General features: G+C 62.9%; 20 protein-coding genes and 1 pseudogene. 13 read left to right on the top strand and 8 right to left on the bottom strand.

What is annotated here, in order from left to right:
* The first annotated feature begins 147 nt into the window (after positions 1–147).
* The 8 genes from dapA to arfB all read left to right on the top strand — a co-directional run bounded on the left by dapA (position 148) and on the right by arfB (position 6,166).
* The gene (dapA, locus tag ABD923_RS11570) at positions 148–1,020 is read left to right on the top strand and encodes a 4-hydroxy-tetrahydrodipicolinate synthase (RefSeq protein ID WP_259549082.1); all 873 of its coding nucleotides are present in this window, start codon (positions 148–150) and stop codon (positions 1,018–1,020) included.
* Position 1,021: 1 nt separating this feature from the next.
* A complete protein-coding gene (gene tsaA, locus ABD923_RS11565) occupies positions 1,022–1,510 on the top strand; it encodes a tRNA (N6-threonylcarbamoyladenosine(37)-N6)-methyltransferase TrmO (RefSeq protein ID WP_259549091.1) in 489 nt (162 codons plus the stop codon).
* Positions 1,511–1,529: 19 nt separating this feature from the next.
* Entirely contained in the window at positions 1,530–2,006 is a 477-nt protein-coding gene (gene smpB, locus ABD923_RS11560) for an SsrA-binding protein SmpB (RefSeq protein WP_259549095.1), read from the top strand.
* An 80-nt stretch (positions 2,007–2,086) separates the two neighbouring features.
* Complete coding sequence (gene sseA, locus ABD923_RS11555) at positions 2,087–2,950, top strand: 3-mercaptopyruvate sulfurtransferase (protein ID WP_259549097.1); 864 nt, start codon at positions 2,087–2,089, stop codon at positions 2,948–2,950.
* Positions 2,947–3,516, top strand: a complete 570-nt coding sequence (locus ABD923_RS11550; RefSeq protein ID WP_259549099.1) for a GNAT family N-acetyltransferase — start codon at positions 2,947–2,949, stop codon at positions 3,514–3,516. Before sseA ends, ABD923_RS11550 begins: the two co-directional genes overlap by 4 nt.
* An 8-nt stretch (positions 3,517–3,524) precedes the next feature.
* Positions 3,525–4,709, top strand: a complete 1,185-nt coding sequence (locus ABD923_RS11545; RefSeq protein ID WP_259549101.1) for an amino acid aminotransferase — start codon at positions 3,525–3,527, stop codon at positions 4,707–4,709.
* A gap of 89 nt (positions 4,710–4,798) precedes the next feature.
* Entirely contained in the window at positions 4,799–5,422 is a 624-nt protein-coding gene (locus ABD923_RS11540; protein ID WP_259549103.1) for a queuosine precursor transporter, read from the top strand.
* Between the two features lie 324 nt (positions 5,423–5,746).
* The gene (arfB, locus tag ABD923_RS11535) at positions 5,747–6,166 is read left to right on the top strand and encodes an alternative ribosome rescue aminoacyl-tRNA hydrolase ArfB (RefSeq protein WP_259549106.1); all 420 of its coding nucleotides are present in this window, start codon (positions 5,747–5,749) and stop codon (positions 6,164–6,166) included.
* Between the two features lie 226 nt (positions 6,167–6,392).
* Here the strand turns inward: arfB and ABD923_RS11530 are convergent, their stop codons facing one another.
* From ABD923_RS11530 to ABD923_RS11515, 4 genes are all read right to left on the bottom strand, one after another.
* Positions 6,393–7,370 carry a hypothetical protein gene (locus tag ABD923_RS11530; RefSeq protein WP_259549108.1) on the bottom strand — a complete coding sequence of 326 codons (978 nt, stop codon included), beginning with the start codon at positions 7,368–7,370 and terminating at the stop codon, positions 6,393–6,395.
* Positions 7,367–8,659, bottom strand: a complete 1,293-nt coding sequence (gene pncB, locus ABD923_RS11525; RefSeq protein ID WP_222190271.1) for a nicotinate phosphoribosyltransferase — start codon at positions 8,657–8,659, stop codon at positions 7,367–7,369. Before pncB ends, ABD923_RS11530 begins: the two co-directional genes overlap by 4 nt.
* A gap of 63 nt (positions 8,660–8,722) precedes the next feature.
* Positions 8,723–9,115, bottom strand: coding sequence for a potassium channel family protein (locus ABD923_RS11520; RefSeq protein WP_259549110.1), 393 nt, complete (start codon positions 9,113–9,115; stop codon positions 8,723–8,725).
* Positions 9,112–9,741, bottom strand: coding sequence for a DUF2238 domain-containing protein (locus ABD923_RS11515; protein ID WP_222190273.1), 630 nt, complete (start codon positions 9,739–9,741; stop codon positions 9,112–9,114). Before ABD923_RS11515 ends, ABD923_RS11520 begins: the two co-directional genes overlap by 4 nt.
* Before the next feature lie 100 nt (positions 9,742–9,841).
* Here ABD923_RS11515 and ABD923_RS11510 point away from each other — a divergent pair, with 100 nt between their 5' ends.
* The gene (locus ABD923_RS11510; protein WP_259549115.1) at positions 9,842–10,975 is read left to right on the top strand and encodes a THUMP domain-containing class I SAM-dependent RNA methyltransferase; all 1,134 of its coding nucleotides are present in this window, start codon (positions 9,842–9,844) and stop codon (positions 10,973–10,975) included.
* A 240-nt stretch (positions 10,976–11,215) separates the two neighbouring features.
* Here ABD923_RS11510 and pncA read toward each other — a convergent pair whose 3' ends face one another.
* Entirely contained in the window at positions 11,216–11,821 is a 606-nt protein-coding gene (gene pncA / locus ABD923_RS11505) for a bifunctional nicotinamidase/pyrazinamidase (protein ID WP_259549119.1), read from the bottom strand.
* Between the two features lie 70 nt (positions 11,822–11,891).
* Here pncA and trhO point away from each other — a divergent pair, with 70 nt between their 5' ends.
* Both trhO and ABD923_RS11495 read left to right on the top strand, forming a co-directional pair.
* On the top strand, positions 11,892–12,809 hold the full coding sequence (gene trhO, locus ABD923_RS11500) for an oxygen-dependent tRNA uridine(34) hydroxylase TrhO (protein ID WP_259549120.1): 918 nt from the start codon (positions 11,892–11,894) through the stop codon (positions 12,807–12,809).
* 68 nt (positions 12,810–12,877) lie between these two features.
* Complete coding sequence (locus ABD923_RS11495; protein WP_259549122.1) at positions 12,878–13,444, top strand: hemerythrin domain-containing protein; 567 nt, start codon at positions 12,878–12,880, stop codon at positions 13,442–13,444.
* Between the two features lie 9 nt (positions 13,445–13,453).
* Here the strand turns inward: ABD923_RS11495 and ABD923_RS11490 are convergent, their stop codons facing one another.
* Positions 13,454–14,143, bottom strand: a complete 690-nt coding sequence (locus ABD923_RS11490) for a transporter substrate-binding domain-containing protein (protein ID WP_259549124.1) — start codon at positions 14,141–14,143, stop codon at positions 13,454–13,456.
* 137 nt (positions 14,144–14,280) lie between these two features.
* On the opposite strand from ABD923_RS11490, the gene ABD923_RS11485 reads away from it, so the two are divergent.
* A complete protein-coding gene (locus tag ABD923_RS11485; RefSeq protein WP_476691408.1) occupies positions 14,281–15,174 on the top strand; it encodes a DUF7946 domain-containing protein in 894 nt (297 codons plus the stop codon).
* A gap of 5 nt (positions 15,175–15,179) precedes the next feature.
* On the opposite strand, the gene ABD923_RS11480 is transcribed toward ABD923_RS11485, so the two are convergent.
* On the bottom strand, positions 15,180–15,326 hold the full coding sequence (locus tag ABD923_RS11480; RefSeq protein ID WP_259549127.1) for a hypothetical protein: 147 nt from the start codon (positions 15,324–15,326) through the stop codon (positions 15,180–15,182).
* Between the two features lie 14 nt (positions 15,327–15,340).
* Between ABD923_RS11480 and ABD923_RS11475 the strand changes: the two genes are divergently transcribed.
* Positions 15,341–15,997: a DUF3800 domain-containing protein gene (locus ABD923_RS11475; RefSeq protein WP_345229478.1), complete on the top strand. Its 657-nt coding sequence runs from the start codon at positions 15,341–15,343 to the stop codon at positions 15,995–15,997.
* 135 nt (positions 15,998–16,132) lie between these two features.
* On the opposite strand, the pseudogene ABD923_RS11470 reads toward ABD923_RS11475, so the two are convergent.
* Positions 16,133–16,311 (bottom strand): annotated as a pseudogene (locus ABD923_RS11470) (IS1595 family transposase); the annotation flags it as partial.

Genomic DNA, 16,311 nt, shown 5'->3' with positions numbered 1-16,311 from the left:
AATTTTCAGCGCTGACAAAAGGATAAAGGCAAATGGGTGCCATGCAACTCACGAACTTGGCAATTCCGGATGGCGCGGGTAGGTTCCGCGGCAATTCGCCGACGGGGCGCACTCCCGCACCCCCGGATCAGGAAAAGGACCAGCGCGATGTTCAAAGGCTCGATGCCCGCCCTCGTCACCCCGTTCACGGACGGCAAGGTGGATTTCGAGGCGCTCAAATCGCTGGTGGAATGGCAGATCGCCGAAGGCTCTCACGGGTTGGTTCCGGTGGGCACGACGGGCGAGTCGCCCACGCTCAGCCATGACGAGCACGAGCAGGTGATCGAAGCGGTCGTGCAGGCCTCGGGCGGCCGGGTGCCCGTGATCGCCGGGGCCGGGTCGAACAATACGGTCGAGGCCATCCGTTTCGTCGAACATGCCAAGGCGATCGGTGCGGACGCGGCGCTGGTCGTAACCCCCTATTACAACAAGCCGACGCAGAAGGGCCTGATCGCCCATTTCAGCGCGCTGAACGAGATCGGCATCCCGATCATCATCTACAACATCCCGCCGCGTTCGGTGGTCGACATGCTGCCTGCGACGATGGGTGAGCTGTCCAAGCTGCCCAATATCGTGGGCGTCAAGGATGCCACCGGCGACCTGGCCCGCGTGCCCAAGCAGCGCATCACCTGCGGCAGCGATTTCATCCAGCTTTCGGGCGAGGATGCCACGGCGGTGGGTTATAACGCGCAAGGTGGACGAGGCTGCATCAGCGTCACGGCCAATGTCGCGCCCAAGCTCTGCGCCGAGATGCAGGAAGCGACGCTGGCCGGCGATTTCGCGGCTGCGCTGGAGTATCAGGACAAGCTGATGCCGCTTCACGAGGCGATCTTTGCCGAACCGGGCGTCTGCGGCGCGAAATACGGGCTGTCGGTTCTTGGCAAATGTTCCGACGAGGTGCGCCTGCCGCTGACCGGCCTCGACGATACCACCAAGCAGAAGATCCAGGCGGCCATGCGCCATGCCGGGATCATCAGCTAGGATGGGCGAGCGCCGCGGGGGCGAGGTTGCGTTGCCCTTCGACCCGGCAGACCGGGTAGAGGCGGGCGTCACCTTCATCGGACATATCCGGTCGAACTGGTCCAAGGGCAATGCGCCCCGAAACCTGCGCGCGGCCCGCGACACGGGCGAGGCCGCGCGCATCGAACTGTTGCCCGACTATGTCGAGGGGCTGACGGGCCTTGAGGTCGGGCGCGCCATCCAGGTGATGTACTGGGTCGATCGGGGCGAACGCAGCCTGATCGTGCAGTCCCCGCGCCATACCGATGGGCCGCGCGGCGTTTTCGCGATCCGCAGCCCCGTGCGCCCCAACCCCATCGCGCTTGGCTGCGTGGTCATCACGTCGATGGATCGGGAGGCCGGGGTGATCGGCATCGACGCCACCGATGCCTTCGACGGCACGCCCGTTCTGGACATCAAACCGTGGATTCCGACGGTCGACGTGCCGCCGGGCTGGCAGCCCGAGGGCTGAGCGCCTATATCCGCCTCCCATGGCAAAGAAACCTGACAACCCGAATTACAAGGTCGTCGCCGAGAACCGGCGCGCGCGCTACGATTATGCCATCGAGGATGATCTCGAGGTCGGGATCGTCCTGGAAGGGTCCGAGGTCAAAAGCCTGCGCGAAGGTGGGGCGAACATCGCCGAAAGCTACGCGAACGTCGAAGATGGCGAGTTGTGGCTGATCAACAGCTACGTCGCCCCCTATGCCCAAGCCAAGACCTTTGGCCACGAGGAAAAGCGCCGTCGCAAGCTGCTGGCGTCGAAAAAGGAACTGTCGAAGCTCTGGAATGCTACGCAGCGGCAGGGCATGACGCTGGTTCCGCTAGTGCTCTATTTCAATCACAAGGGCATCGCGAAGATGAAGATCGGCATCGCCAAGGGCAAGAAAACCGCCGACAAGCGCGAAACCAGCGCAAAGCGCGACTGGCAGCGGCAGAAACAGCGCCTGCTCAAGCAGAATGGCTGAGGCGCGGCGTCCCCTTGCGGAGTCGCGCCGTGCCGCGTAGGCCTATTCCACGGTGAGAGACAACACAGACGAGGGCCGACATGGGCAAGCCGATCACGGGGGACGACCCCAAGACCCTGGTTTCGACCGACTGGCTGGCCGCGCATCTGAACGACCCGGATCTGCGCATCCTCGATGCCTCCTATTACCTGGCCGACATGGGCCGCGACGGGAAGGCGGAGTATGACGCCGCGCATATCCCCGGCGCGCGCTTCTTCGACATCGATGACGTATGCGATGCGCGCAGCGATTTGCCCCACATGGCCGCGCCCGTCGAGAAATTCATGAGCCGGATGCGCGCGCTTGGCGTCGGCGACGGGCACCAGGTGGTGGTCTATGACGGGGCCGGCCTCTTCTCGGCCGCTAGGGCGTGGTGGAACTTCCGCCTGATGGGCAAGACCGATATCGCGGTTCTGGATGGCGGGTTTCCCAAGTGGCAGGCCGAGGGGCGCCCGATCGAGGATATGGCCCCGATCATCCGTGACCGCCACATCACCGTGCAGCGCCAGGCGCATATGGTGAAGGACGTGACGCAGGTCGCTGCCGCGTCCAAGCTGGGCGACTGGCAGATCGTCGATGCCCGCTCGGAAGGCCGCTTTCGCGGAACCGACCCCGAGCCGCGTGCGGGCCTGCGCTCGGGTCGGATTCCCAACTCGCTGAACGTGCATTACGCCAGCTTGCTGAACGAAGATGGCACGATGAAAGAGGGCGACGCCCTGCGCGCCGCCTTCGAGGCCGGCGGCGTGGATATCGAGAAGCGAACCATAACAACCTGCGGCTCCGGCGTGACCGCCGCGATCCTGATGCTGGGCCTTGCGCGCCTCGGAAACGAGGACACCGCGCTTTATGACGGGTCCTGGTCGGAATGGGGCCAGTTCGAGCAACTGAAGGTCGAAACTGGATGAGCATCATCCCGGCGGGAACCGAGGTTGCCTATACGGTCACCTATCTTGAAATGACCGACCGGCCCGATTGGGCGGTTCCCGCATTGCCCGATGGCGTGCGGCTTGAGCGCGCGATCAATCCGCCGGTCTGGTATTTCCTGTCGCTCTACGACGCCGTGGGCCGCGATTACGAATGGCGCGACCGGTTCGATCAGGCCGAGCAGAACCCGGCCGCGCTTGCGTCGTTCGTCGCCGACCCAAACGTGATGCTCTGGACCGCACTGGCCGATGGCTGGCCGCAGGGGTTTTTCCAACTGGATGCGCGGCAGAACGGCACCTGCGACCTCGCCTATTTCGGGATGGTGCCCGAGGCGGTGGGGCGCGGCCTTGGCGGTGTGCTGCTGAAGACCGCGATTGCCATGGGCTGGTCCTTGCCCGGTGTCGAGCGGATGACCGTGAACACCTGCACGCTGGACCACCCGCGCGCCCTGGACCTGTACAAGAAGATGGGCTTCCGCCCCATCCGGACCGAGGACTGCACCCGCGTCCTTCACCGCGCCCGGGACACGTCCCGCCATCCCGCCTGAGGCCCCTCATGTTCAAAACGCTGACCGCGCCGCCGCAAGACAAGATCATCCAGATCATGGGTCTCTACGCGGCCGACACCCGACCCGAAAAGGTCGATCTCGGCGTCGGCGTCTATCGCACCGAGGATGGGCGCACGCCCGTGATGGCGGCCGTGAAAGCCGCTGAGGCGCGGATCCTTCAGGCGCAGGAGAGTAAGGGCTATGTCGCGCTTGCTGGCGATGCCGGGTTCCACGCCGTCATGCGCGGCCTGATCCTTGGCGACGCGGTCGCGCCGGAACGGGTTGCCGCCTGTGCAACGCCGGGGGGCACCGGTGCCGTGCGCCAGATCCTCGAGATGGTGCAGCGCCTGACGCCCGAGGCGCGCATCTGGGTGCCCAGCCCCAGCTGGCCCAACCATGCCGCGATCACCGGGCATCTCGGGCTGGCCCAGGTCGATTACCGCTATTACGATGCCGACGCTGGCGGGATCGATCGCGACGGGATGCTCGCCGATCTGGCCCAAGCACAGAAAGGCGACATCGTCCTTCTCCACGGCTGCTGCCATAACCCCACGGGCGCTGACCTGAGCGCACAGGACTGGGTCGATCTGGCGGGCGTTTTCGAGGCGACCGGCGCCATCCCCTTCGTCGATATCGCCTACCAAGGCTTCGGTGAGGGGTTGGAGGAAGACGCGCAAGGCCTGCGGTCGCTTGCCGCCCGCGTGCCCGAGATGCTGGTCGCCGCCAGCGGGTCCAAGAATTTCGGGCTCTACCGCGAGCGTGTCGGTATCATCCTTGCCGTGACCGACCCCGGCAAGCCGCGCGATGTCGCCGCCGCGATGTTGGCGCATCTCAACCGGCAGTCCTTTGCCTTCCCGCCCGACCACGGCGCGCGGGTGGTCGAGACGATCCTGACCGATGCCGAGCTGACCGCCCAATGGCAGGCGGAACTGGATGCCATGCGCAGCCGCATGACCGCCAACCGCCGCGCGCTGGCCGAGGCGCTGCGGGCCGTGACCGGATCGGACCGCTTCGGCTTCGTCGCGGCGCAGCGGGGGATGTTCTCTCTCCTGCCGGTGACCGAGGCGCAGGTGGCGCAACTGCGCGAAGATCACGCGATATACCTCGTCTCGGATGGGCGGATGAACGTGGCGGGCCTGACCGAAAAGACCATCCCGCAGGTCGCCCGCGCCATCGCGCAGGTGCTGGGCTAGGGCTTGTCAGACCGTTTGCAGGGGCGTAAGGGGGCCGCTGTCCCCGCTGGGGCCAAGTCTCCGAGCACCTTGTAAAAACGGATCAAAACATGACCTCCCGTTACCTTCCTGGCATCCTTGCCATGGCGGCGATTGTCGTCGCGTCGAATATCCTCGTTCAGTTCCTCTTCGGCCAATGGCTGACATGGGGCGCGTTTACCTATCCGCTGGCCTTCCTCGTCACCGATATCATGAACCGCGTTTACGGCGTGCAGGCCGCGCGGCGCGTTGTTTTCGTTGGCTTTCTGACCGGCGTCGCCTGTTCGCTGATCGGCACGCAGATCATGGGCGAGTTTGGCCCGCTGGTGACCCTGCGCATCGCACTGGGCAGTGGCCTTGCCTTCCTGACGGCGCAGCTGCTGGACGTGGCCATCTTTGACCGTCTGCGCGGCGGGAAATGGTGGCAAGCGCCTGTTTTTTCTAGCATTATCGGGTCGTCCGTCGACACGGCGCTGTTCTTCACCATCGCGTTTTCGGCCAGCCTGACCTTCCTTGAACCCGCCAATGACGTGTCCTGGGCGGGGGAGATCCTGCCGATCCTGGGTGCGGGCCCCGAGGCCCCGCTTTGGGTGTCGCTGGCCATCGCGGACTGGGGTGTCAAACTTGCCCTCGCCTTGATCGCGCTGGTGCCGTTTCGCCTGATTACGCGCCGTTTGATGGCACAGGTTGCGTAAAAAGTTTTGACAACCACGAAATCTGTGGCAGGCTGAGCTTAACAGCAACGTAGTGAAAGGAGGTGATCCAGTGTCTAGAGAAGCATTGGAGAAGTGGGTCGGGACAGCTTGGGAGGTGCGCCTTTAAGGCAACCCTTGGGGGCAAGAACCCCTCTCAAGTGGGCGTGTCCTAACCGCACCCCACCTCCGGATTCTCGAAAGGGCCGTGTCGGATGACGCGGCCCTTTTTGGTGCGCGCGGGGGCTGAATCCGCACGTCACACCCGGTACACACCCTGTACACAGCCCGTACATACACGCGCCCGCACCCGCCCCGGAGGCCCCGATGCCCCTGACCATCACCGACACGATGCAGATCGAGGATTGGGAGATCACCGAACAGTTCATCCGCGCGGGCGGGCCGGGCGGCCAGAACGTCAACAAGGTGTCGAGCGCGGTGGAACTGCGCTTCGAGGCCGCGCGCTCGCCCAACCTGCCCGAGCCGGTCAAACGGCGGCTGCAACGGCTGGCCGGGCGGCGCTGGACGAAAGAGGGCGCGCTGGTGATCCAGGTGACCGAGGAACGCTCCCAGGCCCGCAACCGCGAGATCGCGCGCGAGCGCCTGGCCGAGCTGATCCGGCGGGCGGCGGAAAAGCCCAAGAAACGGATCAAGACGCGCGTGTCGCTCAATCAGAAGCGCAAGCGGGTGGAGGCGAAGAAGAAGCGCGGCGAGGTAAAGGCGTTGCGGGGGAAGGTGGAGGAGTGAGGGTGTGGTCTAGCGTACTGTCACGGTTTCAGAAGCTATAAAAACCGAGTGAATTCAACTAGCGAAGCGCATTCTAGCAGGTTTCGAAAGTTGCTCCTTCTCACGAGCCAACCTAGTAGCACGCGTAAGGTACGCCGGATCTCCAGTGCGATGGTACTCTAGCGTTAGCTTGTCAATTTCGCGCTGAAGTTCGCCAACTCTGCTCTTCGAATCATTGATAGGCGCGTCATGCGCTACCTGCGTCATCGCTGTCATGGGTTTGGCCTCCGTGGATATTAGCAGCGTGAGTCATGCGGAGAATAATTGCAAGACTTTCCGCAACCTCTCGTAAGGACCCTGTGTTTTCCCAGTCATCATCCGTGCGCTCCTGATCACTCTTATAACGACCTGCACGGTCACTGGTTGCAATCAGCACACCTAGCGGGTTCTCTCCGTCATTCGATATCGGGATAGATGCTAACGATTTGTAGCGAGTGTAGTCGTACTCACGAAAATTTTCACCAGTAGCTTCCAAGACAGGGCGCAGTTCAGGGACCGTTGCATCGGCAAAAATGATCTCAGTGGCGCGGCTGAAAGCAAGGCCGACATGACCGTTTCCCGGGGCCCATTCTCGATGCTCTTCTTCCTGATCCTCCTTTCGATCCCGTCGGCACGCTACGCAAACAAGACTTTCTTTTTTTGAGTCAAATATATAGACAGCGAAATTCCAGTATTCGTCGCCGATCCCGAACAGCGACTGGCGCCTCTCGGCGAAAACACCGAGAATGCTTTGCGCATACTTTGAAGCCTGCTCTCTCGTCGAGCAGCCTTCGGAAACCGCTTCCTCAACTAGTTTGTTCACCTGTGAACTAACCGTGATGCGGGCCAGCAAGTGATCTTGGTAGCTATTTGCGTACCTGAGCTCAGACTTAAGGTCTTCATTTTCTTTAAGAACACTAAGGTTCTCGGCAACCAAGTCCGGCGTTGTCTGATCCAAAAAGATCAGCGCAAGAGAGCTTAACACTGCTATACACAAGCCGCCAAAGAGCATGATGGGTTCGATGATGACAGCTGCCTCGAAATTCTGCCCTCCGATCCATGGGCTTGCAGCCACGAGACTTGCACCAACGACCGTGCCAGCGATCTTCAAGATCCGGATAAGGCCGCCATACTTCCGGAAATTCTTGAGGGCGGTAGCAATCACCTGCGATTCCAAAACGCTCACACCACCACCTCAACTCGTTCCTGCTCACCCACGCCAAACACCCGCTTGTACCGGGCGATCTGATCCTCCGGCCCCATGGCCTTCTCGGGGTTGTCCGAGAGTTTCACCGTCGGGCGGCCATTGGCGCTGACAGCTTTGCAGACCAGTGAAAACGGTGCAAGCGCGTCATCCGGCACCAACCCTCGGAAATCATTGGTCAACAGCGTGCCCCAGCCAAAGCTGACCCGCACGCGGCCGGCGAATTGGGCGTGAAGCTCTTCGATCTTGTCCACGTCCAGGCCGTCGGAGAAGATCACCAGTTTCTCGCGCGGGTCCTCGCCTCGGGATTTCCACCATGCGATGGCGGTCTCGGCCCCCTTGGCGGGGTCGCCGCTGTCGATGCGGATGCCTGTCCATTGCGTCAGCCAGTCGGGCGCGTGGGCGAGGAAGCCGCGCGTGCCGTAGGTGTCGGGCAGGATGATGCGCAGGTTGCCCGAATGCTCCTCGTGCCAATCGGACAGCACGTCATAGGGGGCGCGGGCGAGTTCCGCGTCGCTGTCGGCCAGCGCGGCATAGACCATGGGCAGTTCGTGGGCGTTGGTGCCGATCGCCTCGAGGTCGCGGTTTTTCGCGATGAGGCAGTTGGAGGTGCCGGTGAAGGCGTCGCCCAACCCTTCGGACATGGCCTGCACGGCCCAGTCCTGCCAGAGGAAGGAATGGCGGCGGCGGGTGCCGAAATCGGCGATGCGCAGCCCGTCGATGGCGCGCAGGCGTTCGACCTTTTCCCAAAGCTTCGTCATGGCGCGGGCGTAGAGCACCTGAAGCTCGAACTTGCCCATATGGGCGAGGACGGCGCGGCCGCGAAGCTCCATCAACACGGCGAGGGCGGGGATTTCCCACAGCATGACCTCGGGCCAGAGGCCTTCGAATGTCAGCTCGTACTGGTCGCCGACGCGTTCGAGGTGGTAGGGCGGCAGTTGCAGCTTCTCGAACCAGTCCATGAATTCGGGCGTGAACATCTGGCGCTTGCCGTAGAAGGTGTTGCCGCGCATCCAGGTGCTTTCGCCGCGCGTGAGGCGCAGGGTGCGGATATGGTCGAGTTGCTGGCGCAGCTCGCCCTCGTCGATCAGGTCGGCCAGCGGAATGCGCGTGGTGCGGTTGATGAGCGAAAAGGTGACCTGCGTGTGCCGGCGGTTGCGGAACACCGACTGGCACATGAGCAGTTTGTAGAAATCCGTGTCGATGAGAGACCGGACGATGGGGTCGATCTTCCATTTGTGGTTGTAGACACGGGTGGCGATATCGACCATGGGGGCGTCTCCGGCTGGTTGGGGACGTTAGAGCAAAGGGCGCGGGTTGGATGCAAGGCCCCGTCAGTGCCGGGCGCGCGCAAAGAGCGACACGAGAAGCGCCGTGCTCATCCCGAAGGTGAGGATGCCGGCCATGGCCGAGATAGCGCCGAAGATGCGCAGCCCCTCAGGCAGGGTCACGTCGCCATAGCCAAGCGTGGTGTAGGTCACGAGCGAAAAGTAGAGCGCATCGCCGAACCGGGGCAGCCCGTCGAAGGTGACGATCAGGATGGCCCAAAGCGCCACCTGCAGCGTGTGCGACCCCGCGATGACGAGAAAAAGCCGCGCGGCAAGGGCAAGGCGCATGGTGGGAGTGGCTGCGACGACCCGCGACAGCCGCAACAGTACCAGCAGGTGCAGAAGGCAGGCGACGAGGAAGACCGACAGCCCTGCGAGGATCTGGCCGGACAGGGTCACTTTCCCTCGGGTGGACGCGGGCCGAAGCGGCCGTTCGCCATGCGGGCGATCGTGGCCGACAGGCCGCGGTTACGCCCCTTGAGAAATCCGTACCCCGCCGCAGCGCCGATGGCGCCCCCTGCACAATCGACGATCAGGTCCGCCATCGTGTCCACCAACCCCGATTTCTGCATGTTCGTGCCGAAGATCTGGTCCATCGAGAACTCGAAGATTTCCCAGATCGCCCCGATGGAGACCGCGAAGGAAAACGCCAGAAGCGCCGCGATGGCGGGTGGCACCGCGACGCGGTCGCCCTTCACGAGGAGAAGCACGATCAGCGTTCCGATCATTCCGAACCCGACGGCCGAGCCCGAGTGCAACAGGATGTCCCACCACCAGAACCGTTCGTAGAAATCGCCCACCTCGCCAAGAAACAGCGTACCGGTAATGAAGAAGACAACGGCGGCGACGAAGCCGGATGGCAGGTTCACGCCAAGCCACCCTTGGCCGAGGACCGGCACGAGTGTCAGTCCGAAGGTGACCAGAGCGATGAACAGGACGCTCCATGTACCGTTCAGGATGGACAGGACGGCCCCGAGGCCGAGCAGGCCCCACATCAGGTACGTGACGGGATGTTGTCTGGTCATGTGCGTGCCTTCGTGATCTGCATCAGCTTACGTCATTGCAATGATATCTCAATCTCTGCGAAGCCTCGCAAAACGGAGTGGCGCAGGATAAGGCGACCTCATGAGCCAATCGAACGAAAATGGCCTGTTCCTGGTGGGTGTGCCGGGGCTGGAAGGCGCGCTGGAGGCCGAGGCGCGGCGGCTGGGCTTAGCCGGTGTGCGGCGCGTGGCGGGCGGGGTCGAGGCGGCCGGCGGGCTGGAGGAGGCCGCGCGGGCCAACCGGCAGATGCGCTGTGCGGTGCGCGTGCTGATGCGCGTGGCCGAGTTCCGGGCGATGCACCTGGCGCAGTTGGACAAGCGGGCGCGCAAGGTGGACTGGCGCGCGTGGCTGCGGCCTGACGTGCCCGTGCGGGTCGAGGCAACCTGTCGGCGGTCGAAGATCTACGTCAACAAGGCCGCCGTTCAGCGGGCGAGCGGCGCGTTGGAGGCGGCCGGCGTGCCGGTGGCGAAAGATGCCGAGATCGTGGTGAAGGTGCGGATCGACGATGATCTGTGCACGATTTCCCTAGATACGACCGGCGAGGCGCTGCACCGGCGCGGGCACAAGACCTTTGTCGGCAAGGCCCCCCTGCGCGAGACGATGGCGGCGGCGTTCCTGTGGGAGATGGGCTTTGACGGGAGCCAGGCGGTGGTCGATCCGATGTGCGGGTCAGGGACGGTCCCGCTGGAGGCCGCCGAGATCGCCGTCGGGCTGGTGCCGGGGCGGTCGCGCAGCTTTGCCTGGCAGGGGCTTGTGGGGGGCGAGGCCCTGTCAGCGGCGGGCGACGTGCCTGTGGCCGAGGCCGTGCAGGCATATTTGAAGGATAAAGATGGGGCGGGTCGGTTCCTGGGATTCGACCGCAATGACGGGGCGATCCGCGGCGCGCGCGAGAATGCCGAGCGGGCAGGCGTGGCCACGCTGTGCCGGTTCGAGCGGCAGGCGATCAGCGATTTGCAGCCGCCCGAGGGCGTCGCCCAGGGGATCGTTCTGGTGAACCCGCCCTATGGCGGGCGGATCGGAGACCGGAAGATGCTGTTCGGGCTATATGGCGCGCTTGGGGCGGTCCTGGCCGAGCGGTTCGCGGGCTGGTCCGTGGGGATCGTGACCAGTGATGGCGGGCTGGCCAAGGCGACGGGGCTGGGCCTGGAGCCGTTCGGGCCCATCGATCATTCGGGAACCAAGGTGACTTTGTGGAAAAGCCGTCTTGTCGGCTAACCCTTGGCCTTCATGTCCAGTCCTACCCGTGTTGTCCTCGGCTGGCCGGCATGGCCCCAATCGCCCGACTTGATCTCGTGCACACGCACTGAGGTGTTCTGGCGCAAGGTTTCGCCGGCCGCCTTGCCGAAGGCCGCGGTGATTGTCTCGATCGGCGCGGCTTTTCCCTCGCTTGAGAGCACGCCGTCGAGAACCTGATGTCGATAGCAGGCATGGGGGCCTCCTTTGCCGTGGAGCCGGTCAGGTCAACCGGACGCCAGCTTCTTTCAAGCCAGCATTCGCGGCAGCCAGCGACCCGTTCAGGTCGATGGCGCGGCACAGGTCCTGACGCACTTCAACAGCGAAGCCGAGTTTCGCCGCATCCACGGCCGAGAAATTGACGCAGAAATCCGTGGCGAGGCCGACCATGGTGAGCTGCTCGATCCCTCGGGTGCGCAGGTAGCCTTCAAGCCCCGTGGGCGTGGTCTGGTCGTTCTCGAAGAAGGCGGAGTAGCTGTCGATGGCCGGGTTGGTGCCCTTGCGGATGATCAGGTCGGCGCGGGTGGTATTCAGATCGGCATGGAATGCCGCGCCGTTCGTGCCCTGAACGCAATGGTCGGGCCACAGCACCTGCGGGCCGTAGGGCATCTCGGTCATTTCCATCGGGGCTTTGCCGGGATGCTGGCTGGCGAAACTGGAGTGATCTGCCGGGTGCCAGTCCTGCGTCAGGATCACGGCGGGAAACGCCTCCATCAGGGCGTTGATGCCGGGCACGATCCGGTCGCCCTCGGGCACGGCCAGCGCGCCGCCGGGGCAGAAGTCGTTTTGCACGTCGATGACGATGAGGGCATGGGTGGCGTCGCGCATCTTGGGCCTCCTTTCAGGTGTGGCCAGCCTACGCCTTGAGCGCGGGCATGCAACGGCGTATCTGGCGGGCATGATGATCGTGGCCGCCCTCTACAAGTTCACCCCCTTCCCTGACCCTGCCGCGCTGCGCGGGCCGTTGAGCGCCGTGTGCGAGGCGAATGGCGTGCGCGGCACGCTTTTGCTGGCGCGCGAGGGGATCAACGGGACGATCGCGGGCAGCCGTGCCGGGATCGACGCGGTGCTGGCGCATATTCGCGCGCTGCCCGGCTGCGCCGATCTGGAGTGGAAGGAATCGACCGCTGCCGAAATGCCGTTCGGCCGGATGAAGGTGCGGCTGAAGCGCGAGATCGTGACCATGGGCCAGCCCGACGTGGACCCGCTGGGCTCGGTCGGGGCCTATGTGGATCCGGCGGACTGGAACGATTTGATCTCTGCGCCCGATGTCGCCGTGATCGACACGCGCAACGATTACGAGGTCGCCATCGGCACGTTCGCGGGCGCGGTGGACCCCGAGACGGACACATTCCGCGATTTTCCGGTGTGGTGGGCGGAGAACAAGCACCGGTTTCACAACAAGCGCATCGCGATGTTCTGCACCGGCGGCATCCGCTGCGAGAAATCGACAGCCTTCCTGAAGCAGGAGGGGATCGAGGAGGTCTACCACCTGAAAGGCGGTATCTTGAAATACCTCGAAGAGGTGCCGGAGGAAGACAGCCTTTGGCGGGGCGGGTGTTTCGTTTTTGACGAGCGCGTGGCGGTGGGTCACGGGTTGGCGCAACTGCCCTACACGCTCTGCCGGGCCTGTCGGCGGCCACTGGCCGAGGCCGATACGGCGCGGCCCGAGTATGAAGAGGGCGTGCAGTGCCACCATTGCGTGGACGAGTATTCCGAGGCTGACCGCACCCGGTTCCGCGAGCGTCAGCGCCAGATGAAACTGGCCGAGGCGCGGGGTGCGGCGCATATCGGGGCGGATGCGCGGCCTGAGTGACGGCCCGCGTGAGTTTTCGCACAGCGCCTGTGCCTTGCGGTGCGTGCGGGCGCGGCTAGGTCTGCGATATGAGCCCGCTTTCCCTCGACACCCGATCCGGCCTGCCCGACGCCCTTCAGGTCCTGTTGCAGGACTACCCGCGCGAGGCGTGGGAGGCTGACCCGAATTTCCACGGGCTGGTCAGTTTCTGGCTGGAGCGTCACATGATGTTTCGCCAGTTGATGGCGCATATGAAGGCCGAGACCGAGGGCTTCCTGACCGGGGAACGCGACCCGCAAAATTTCGCGCGGGGGATCGGGCGCTATGGCGGCGTCTTCGTGCAGCAATTGCACGGCCATCACCATATCGAGGACCACCACTATTTCCCGATCCTGCGCGAAAAGGATGCGCGGATCGAGACGGGGTTCGACCTGCTGGACGCGGATCACCACGCGCTCGACGGGATCCTGAATCGTTTCGTCGAACAGGCGAACGGTGCGATCCAGGGCATCGGCGGCGCCGATGCGCGCACACCGGCCGGGGCGCTCCGCGAGGGGTTGATCGACCTTGAACGGCTGATCGGGCGGCACCTCGACGACGAGGAAGACCTGATCGTGCCTGTTATCCTGAAATACGGGGCCGCGGGGCTCGGGTAGGGCTTCGGGCTACGGCCCGGTTTTCGCCAGTTCTTGCGCAACGAACCCATCCGCGATGGCCTGTTCGACGAACATGTCGAGGGCGGCAATGCGCGGGTCCTTGGGGCGGGGCAGGACCATGGCCTGATCGACCGCCGTCAGGGTGCCGTTCATCACCTCGATCCCGTCCTCCCCCGCAAAGGCCCGGTGCAGCGACGCGCGGATGCCCGCGACCACGTCGCCCTGGCCTGCGCGGAACGCCTCGAAACTTTCGCCCGGCGTGGCGGCATGGTCGAGCGTGGCGTAGCGCAGGTTGCCCTTGAGCCAGAGGTCATAGGCCGAGCCGACGGAGCTGAGGATCGTGACGCCGGGCTGGTCAACCTCATCGGGCGTGGCGAAGGCGCTGCCGCTGCGCTTGGCATAGGTGGCCTCGATCCGGTGATAGGGGCGCGTGAAGCTGACCTTGCGGGCGCGGATCGGGTCGATGGCGAGAAAGGCCACATCCCACAGGTCCCTGTCGGCGTCCGCAAAGACATGGCCCGCGCCGGAATAGATCACCGGGACCATCCTGGCCCCCAGATGATCGGCAAGGCGGCGGGCGAGCGCCGGGCTGACCCCGGTCAATTCCCCGTCCACCTGTTGCACCAGCGCGCGGTTGCCGGTGTTGATCGCGACGCGCAGGTGCCCGTCATCCACGAGGCTTTCGAGATCGATTTCCATGCTCCCCCCCCCTCGGGTCCCTTTCGCGCCAACTTAGACCGTTTGACGCCAAACGCGCAGAAAAAGGCGATTGTATATTTGACAAACCCTATGTGTCGGCAGAGTATCCGCCAAGTAAACGGTAGGGAGCATATGGGATGGTTGAAGTCTTTCACGTTAGATACTTCGCCAGGGACGCAGACAAGCACTACCTGCCAGCACGGCACTTGGCGTCATCCCTAGAGGGCTTGGACAAAATTGTCGTTCGGTTCCTCTGGGCGATAGAGACAGAAGCACAAGCAACGCGATCACCATCCCCTACAACGGTTAGTTTGGACGTTTTCGCGCCAGAGGCTGGATGCATCGACGTTTCCTTGTTTGCGGGCGTTGCCTCTGGCTTCATGCCGTTTGTCGCAAGCATGCAGGAGGCGGTTCGAGCCAAATTATGTGAACACATCGTCAGCTACGTGATGTTAAGATGGGGTGGCAGGCGAACCGAAGCAGAAGATCACTTGAAAATGGCCTTAGACATCATCGAGAATCAGAACGAGCGGTTTGCGGAAGATCGTCGGCACGAGCGGGAAACCACCGCTATGGACCGTCAACGTGAGCGTGAGCACATTGAAGCACTTTTCAGGTCGCAAGCCGACCTGCACAAGGCAGATGCAGCAAAGGCAGCAAGACCGGTAGGGGAATCGTGTCGCTCCATGACGATCACCAACGGCGATACAAGCGTTGAAGTTGATGAGGCCACAGCAGAGGCAGTCAAGGCCAAGGAGGAACTTGAAGTGAGCGACATAATAGAGATGACGTTTCAGGTTGACGGTATTGAGTTAAGTTCAAAAACCCTCAAGGTTTTTGATCCGGAAACGCCGACACGTCGCGTCAAAGTGCACATATCGGACCCTGCGTTCGATCCCCTGCACCAGAGCGAAAATCCTTACGAAACCGCCGTTCAGCGCCGCAGCCGCATTAAGCTGACTGGCAAAGCCACACGAAAGCCAGACGGCACCCTCAAGACTTTCCACGCTATTAGTGGGCAGGCGCTTTAGGTCTGCTATTCGTCGCCTGACGTATTTCTATCATCCGGCTTCTGCTTCGCCAGCCGCTTTAGCTTCTCGTCAAACCGCTCTTCGTCGTCGTCCGTCTCTAGCTGGCGGGCGGCTTCCTTGAACTTGTCGAGTTGACTCTTTCCTTCCGGCATACGATTTTCCCTTAATGACTAGAGCTTACGTGTTTTCCGACGAGGCTGGCTGTTTTGCGTTCGCTCGAAACAATCGGGCCAGCAAATACTTCATGGTCTGCACCGTCGCGATGGATTCTTGCGCAATCGGCGACGGCCTCCAAAAGCTTCGCCGAGATATGGTTTGGCGCGGGTTGCCCGTCCAAGAAGAATTTCACGCGACGGAGGATAAGCAAGAGGTGCGCAACGAGGTCTACAAGTACCTGGCTAGCCAAGATTTCCGCGCCGATGTTACGATTCTCGAAAAGTCGAAAGCCCAGCCGCATACGCGAGCGACCAATGATGCGTTCTACAAGTATGCGTGGTTTTACCATTTCAAGCACGTCGGCCCCAAGTTGTTAAAAGACCGAACAGAGGCGATGATAACGGCGGCAGCACTCGGCACCAAGAAAGGTCAAGCGGTCTACACATCTGCGGTGAATGATGTATTGCAGCAGACCGTTCAGCGTCAACAATGGCGCACCTTTTTCCCTAGGGCTGTAGCAGACCCATGCCTTCAAGTTGCTGATTATTGCGCGTGGGCCGTCCAGCGGAAATGGGAGAGGTCAGACACGCGCTCATATGATATTATCTCCGATAAAATCGCTTCGGAGTATGACCTCTGGCGAACCGGCTCGACGCACTACTACTAGAAAAAAAGTGCGGCCCGCTATCTCAGCTATCCCGAGGGAAGCGCCCGAGGGGGCTTGTCACTGAGCAAGGGCCGCAACAAAGAACATAGTGCGCGCCCTCGAATCTGTCAATAGAATCAGTCACTTTTAGCCGTTTTAGTGGTTAGGTCCTTGATATGTAAGCCTCTTGCCGACTACAGCCCGCAGCGCGATCTCGCCCCGCTCCGCATCCTCAACACCGTTCGCAGAGCGGTTGTTGTATCGGAACTCGAACTCAGCCGCGTAGCGGTGCAGGTGCTTCTTCGCGCAGTGCTGGTAGACGCCCTTCATGCCGC

The organism is [Roseibacterium] beibuensis (genome assembly GCF_039542305.1).
In the GTDB taxonomy this organism is placed as follows: Bacteria; Pseudomonadota; Alphaproteobacteria; order Rhodobacterales; family Rhodobacteraceae; genus Roseibacterium; species Roseibacterium beibuensis.
This window is presented reverse-complemented; position numbering and strand designations above follow the sequence as displayed.

Coding starts and splice junctions, on each gene's coding strand:
- smpB (WP_259549095.1), top strand. CDS start 1,530: ATGGCAAAGAAACCTGACAACCCGAATTACAAGGTCGTCGCCGAGAAC.
- ABD923_RS11495 (WP_259549122.1), top strand. CDS start 12,878: ATGAGCCCGCTTTCCCTCGACACCCGATCCGGCCTGCCCGACGCCCTT.
- arfB (WP_259549106.1), top strand. CDS start 5,747: ATGCCCCTGACCATCACCGACACGATGCAGATCGAGGATTGGGAGATC.
- pncA (WP_259549119.1), bottom strand. CDS start 11,821: ATGCGCGACGCCACCCATGCCCTCATCGTCATCGACGTGCAAAACGAC.
- trhO (WP_259549120.1), top strand. CDS start 11,892: ATGATGATCGTGGCCGCCCTCTACAAGTTCACCCCCTTCCCTGACCCT.
- ABD923_RS11490 (WP_259549124.1), bottom strand. CDS start 14,143: ATGGAAATCGATCTCGAAAGCCTCGTGGATGACGGGCACCTGCGCGTC.
- ABD923_RS11480 (WP_259549127.1), bottom strand. CDS start 15,326: ATGCCGGAAGGAAAGAGTCAACTCGACAAGTTCAAGGAAGCCGCCCGC.
- ABD923_RS11485 (WP_476691408.1), top strand. CDS start 14,281: ATGGTTGAAGTCTTTCACGTTAGATACTTCGCCAGGGACGCAGACAAG.
- ABD923_RS11550 (WP_259549099.1), top strand. CDS start 2,947: ATGAGCATCATCCCGGCGGGAACCGAGGTTGCCTATACGGTCACCTAT.
- sseA (WP_259549097.1), top strand. CDS start 2,087: ATGGGCAAGCCGATCACGGGGGACGACCCCAAGACCCTGGTTTCGACC.
- ABD923_RS11475 (WP_345229478.1), top strand. CDS start 15,341: ATGACTAGAGCTTACGTGTTTTCCGACGAGGCTGGCTGTTTTGCGTTC.
- ABD923_RS11510 (WP_259549115.1), top strand. CDS start 9,842: ATGAGCCAATCGAACGAAAATGGCCTGTTCCTGGTGGGTGTGCCGGGG.
- ABD923_RS11540 (WP_259549103.1), top strand. CDS start 4,799: ATGACCTCCCGTTACCTTCCTGGCATCCTTGCCATGGCGGCGATTGTC.
- pncB (WP_222190271.1), bottom strand. CDS start 8,659: ATGGTCGATATCGCCACCCGTGTCTACAACCACAAATGGAAGATCGAC.
- dapA (WP_259549082.1), top strand. CDS start 148: ATGTTCAAAGGCTCGATGCCCGCCCTCGTCACCCCGTTCACGGACGGC.
- ABD923_RS11545 (WP_259549101.1), top strand. CDS start 3,525: ATGTTCAAAACGCTGACCGCGCCGCCGCAAGACAAGATCATCCAGATC.
- ABD923_RS11515 (WP_222190273.1), bottom strand. CDS start 9,741: ATGACCAGACAACATCCCGTCACGTACCTGATGTGGGGCCTGCTCGGC.
- tsaA (WP_259549091.1), top strand. CDS start 1,022: ATGGGCGAGCGCCGCGGGGGCGAGGTTGCGTTGCCCTTCGACCCGGCA.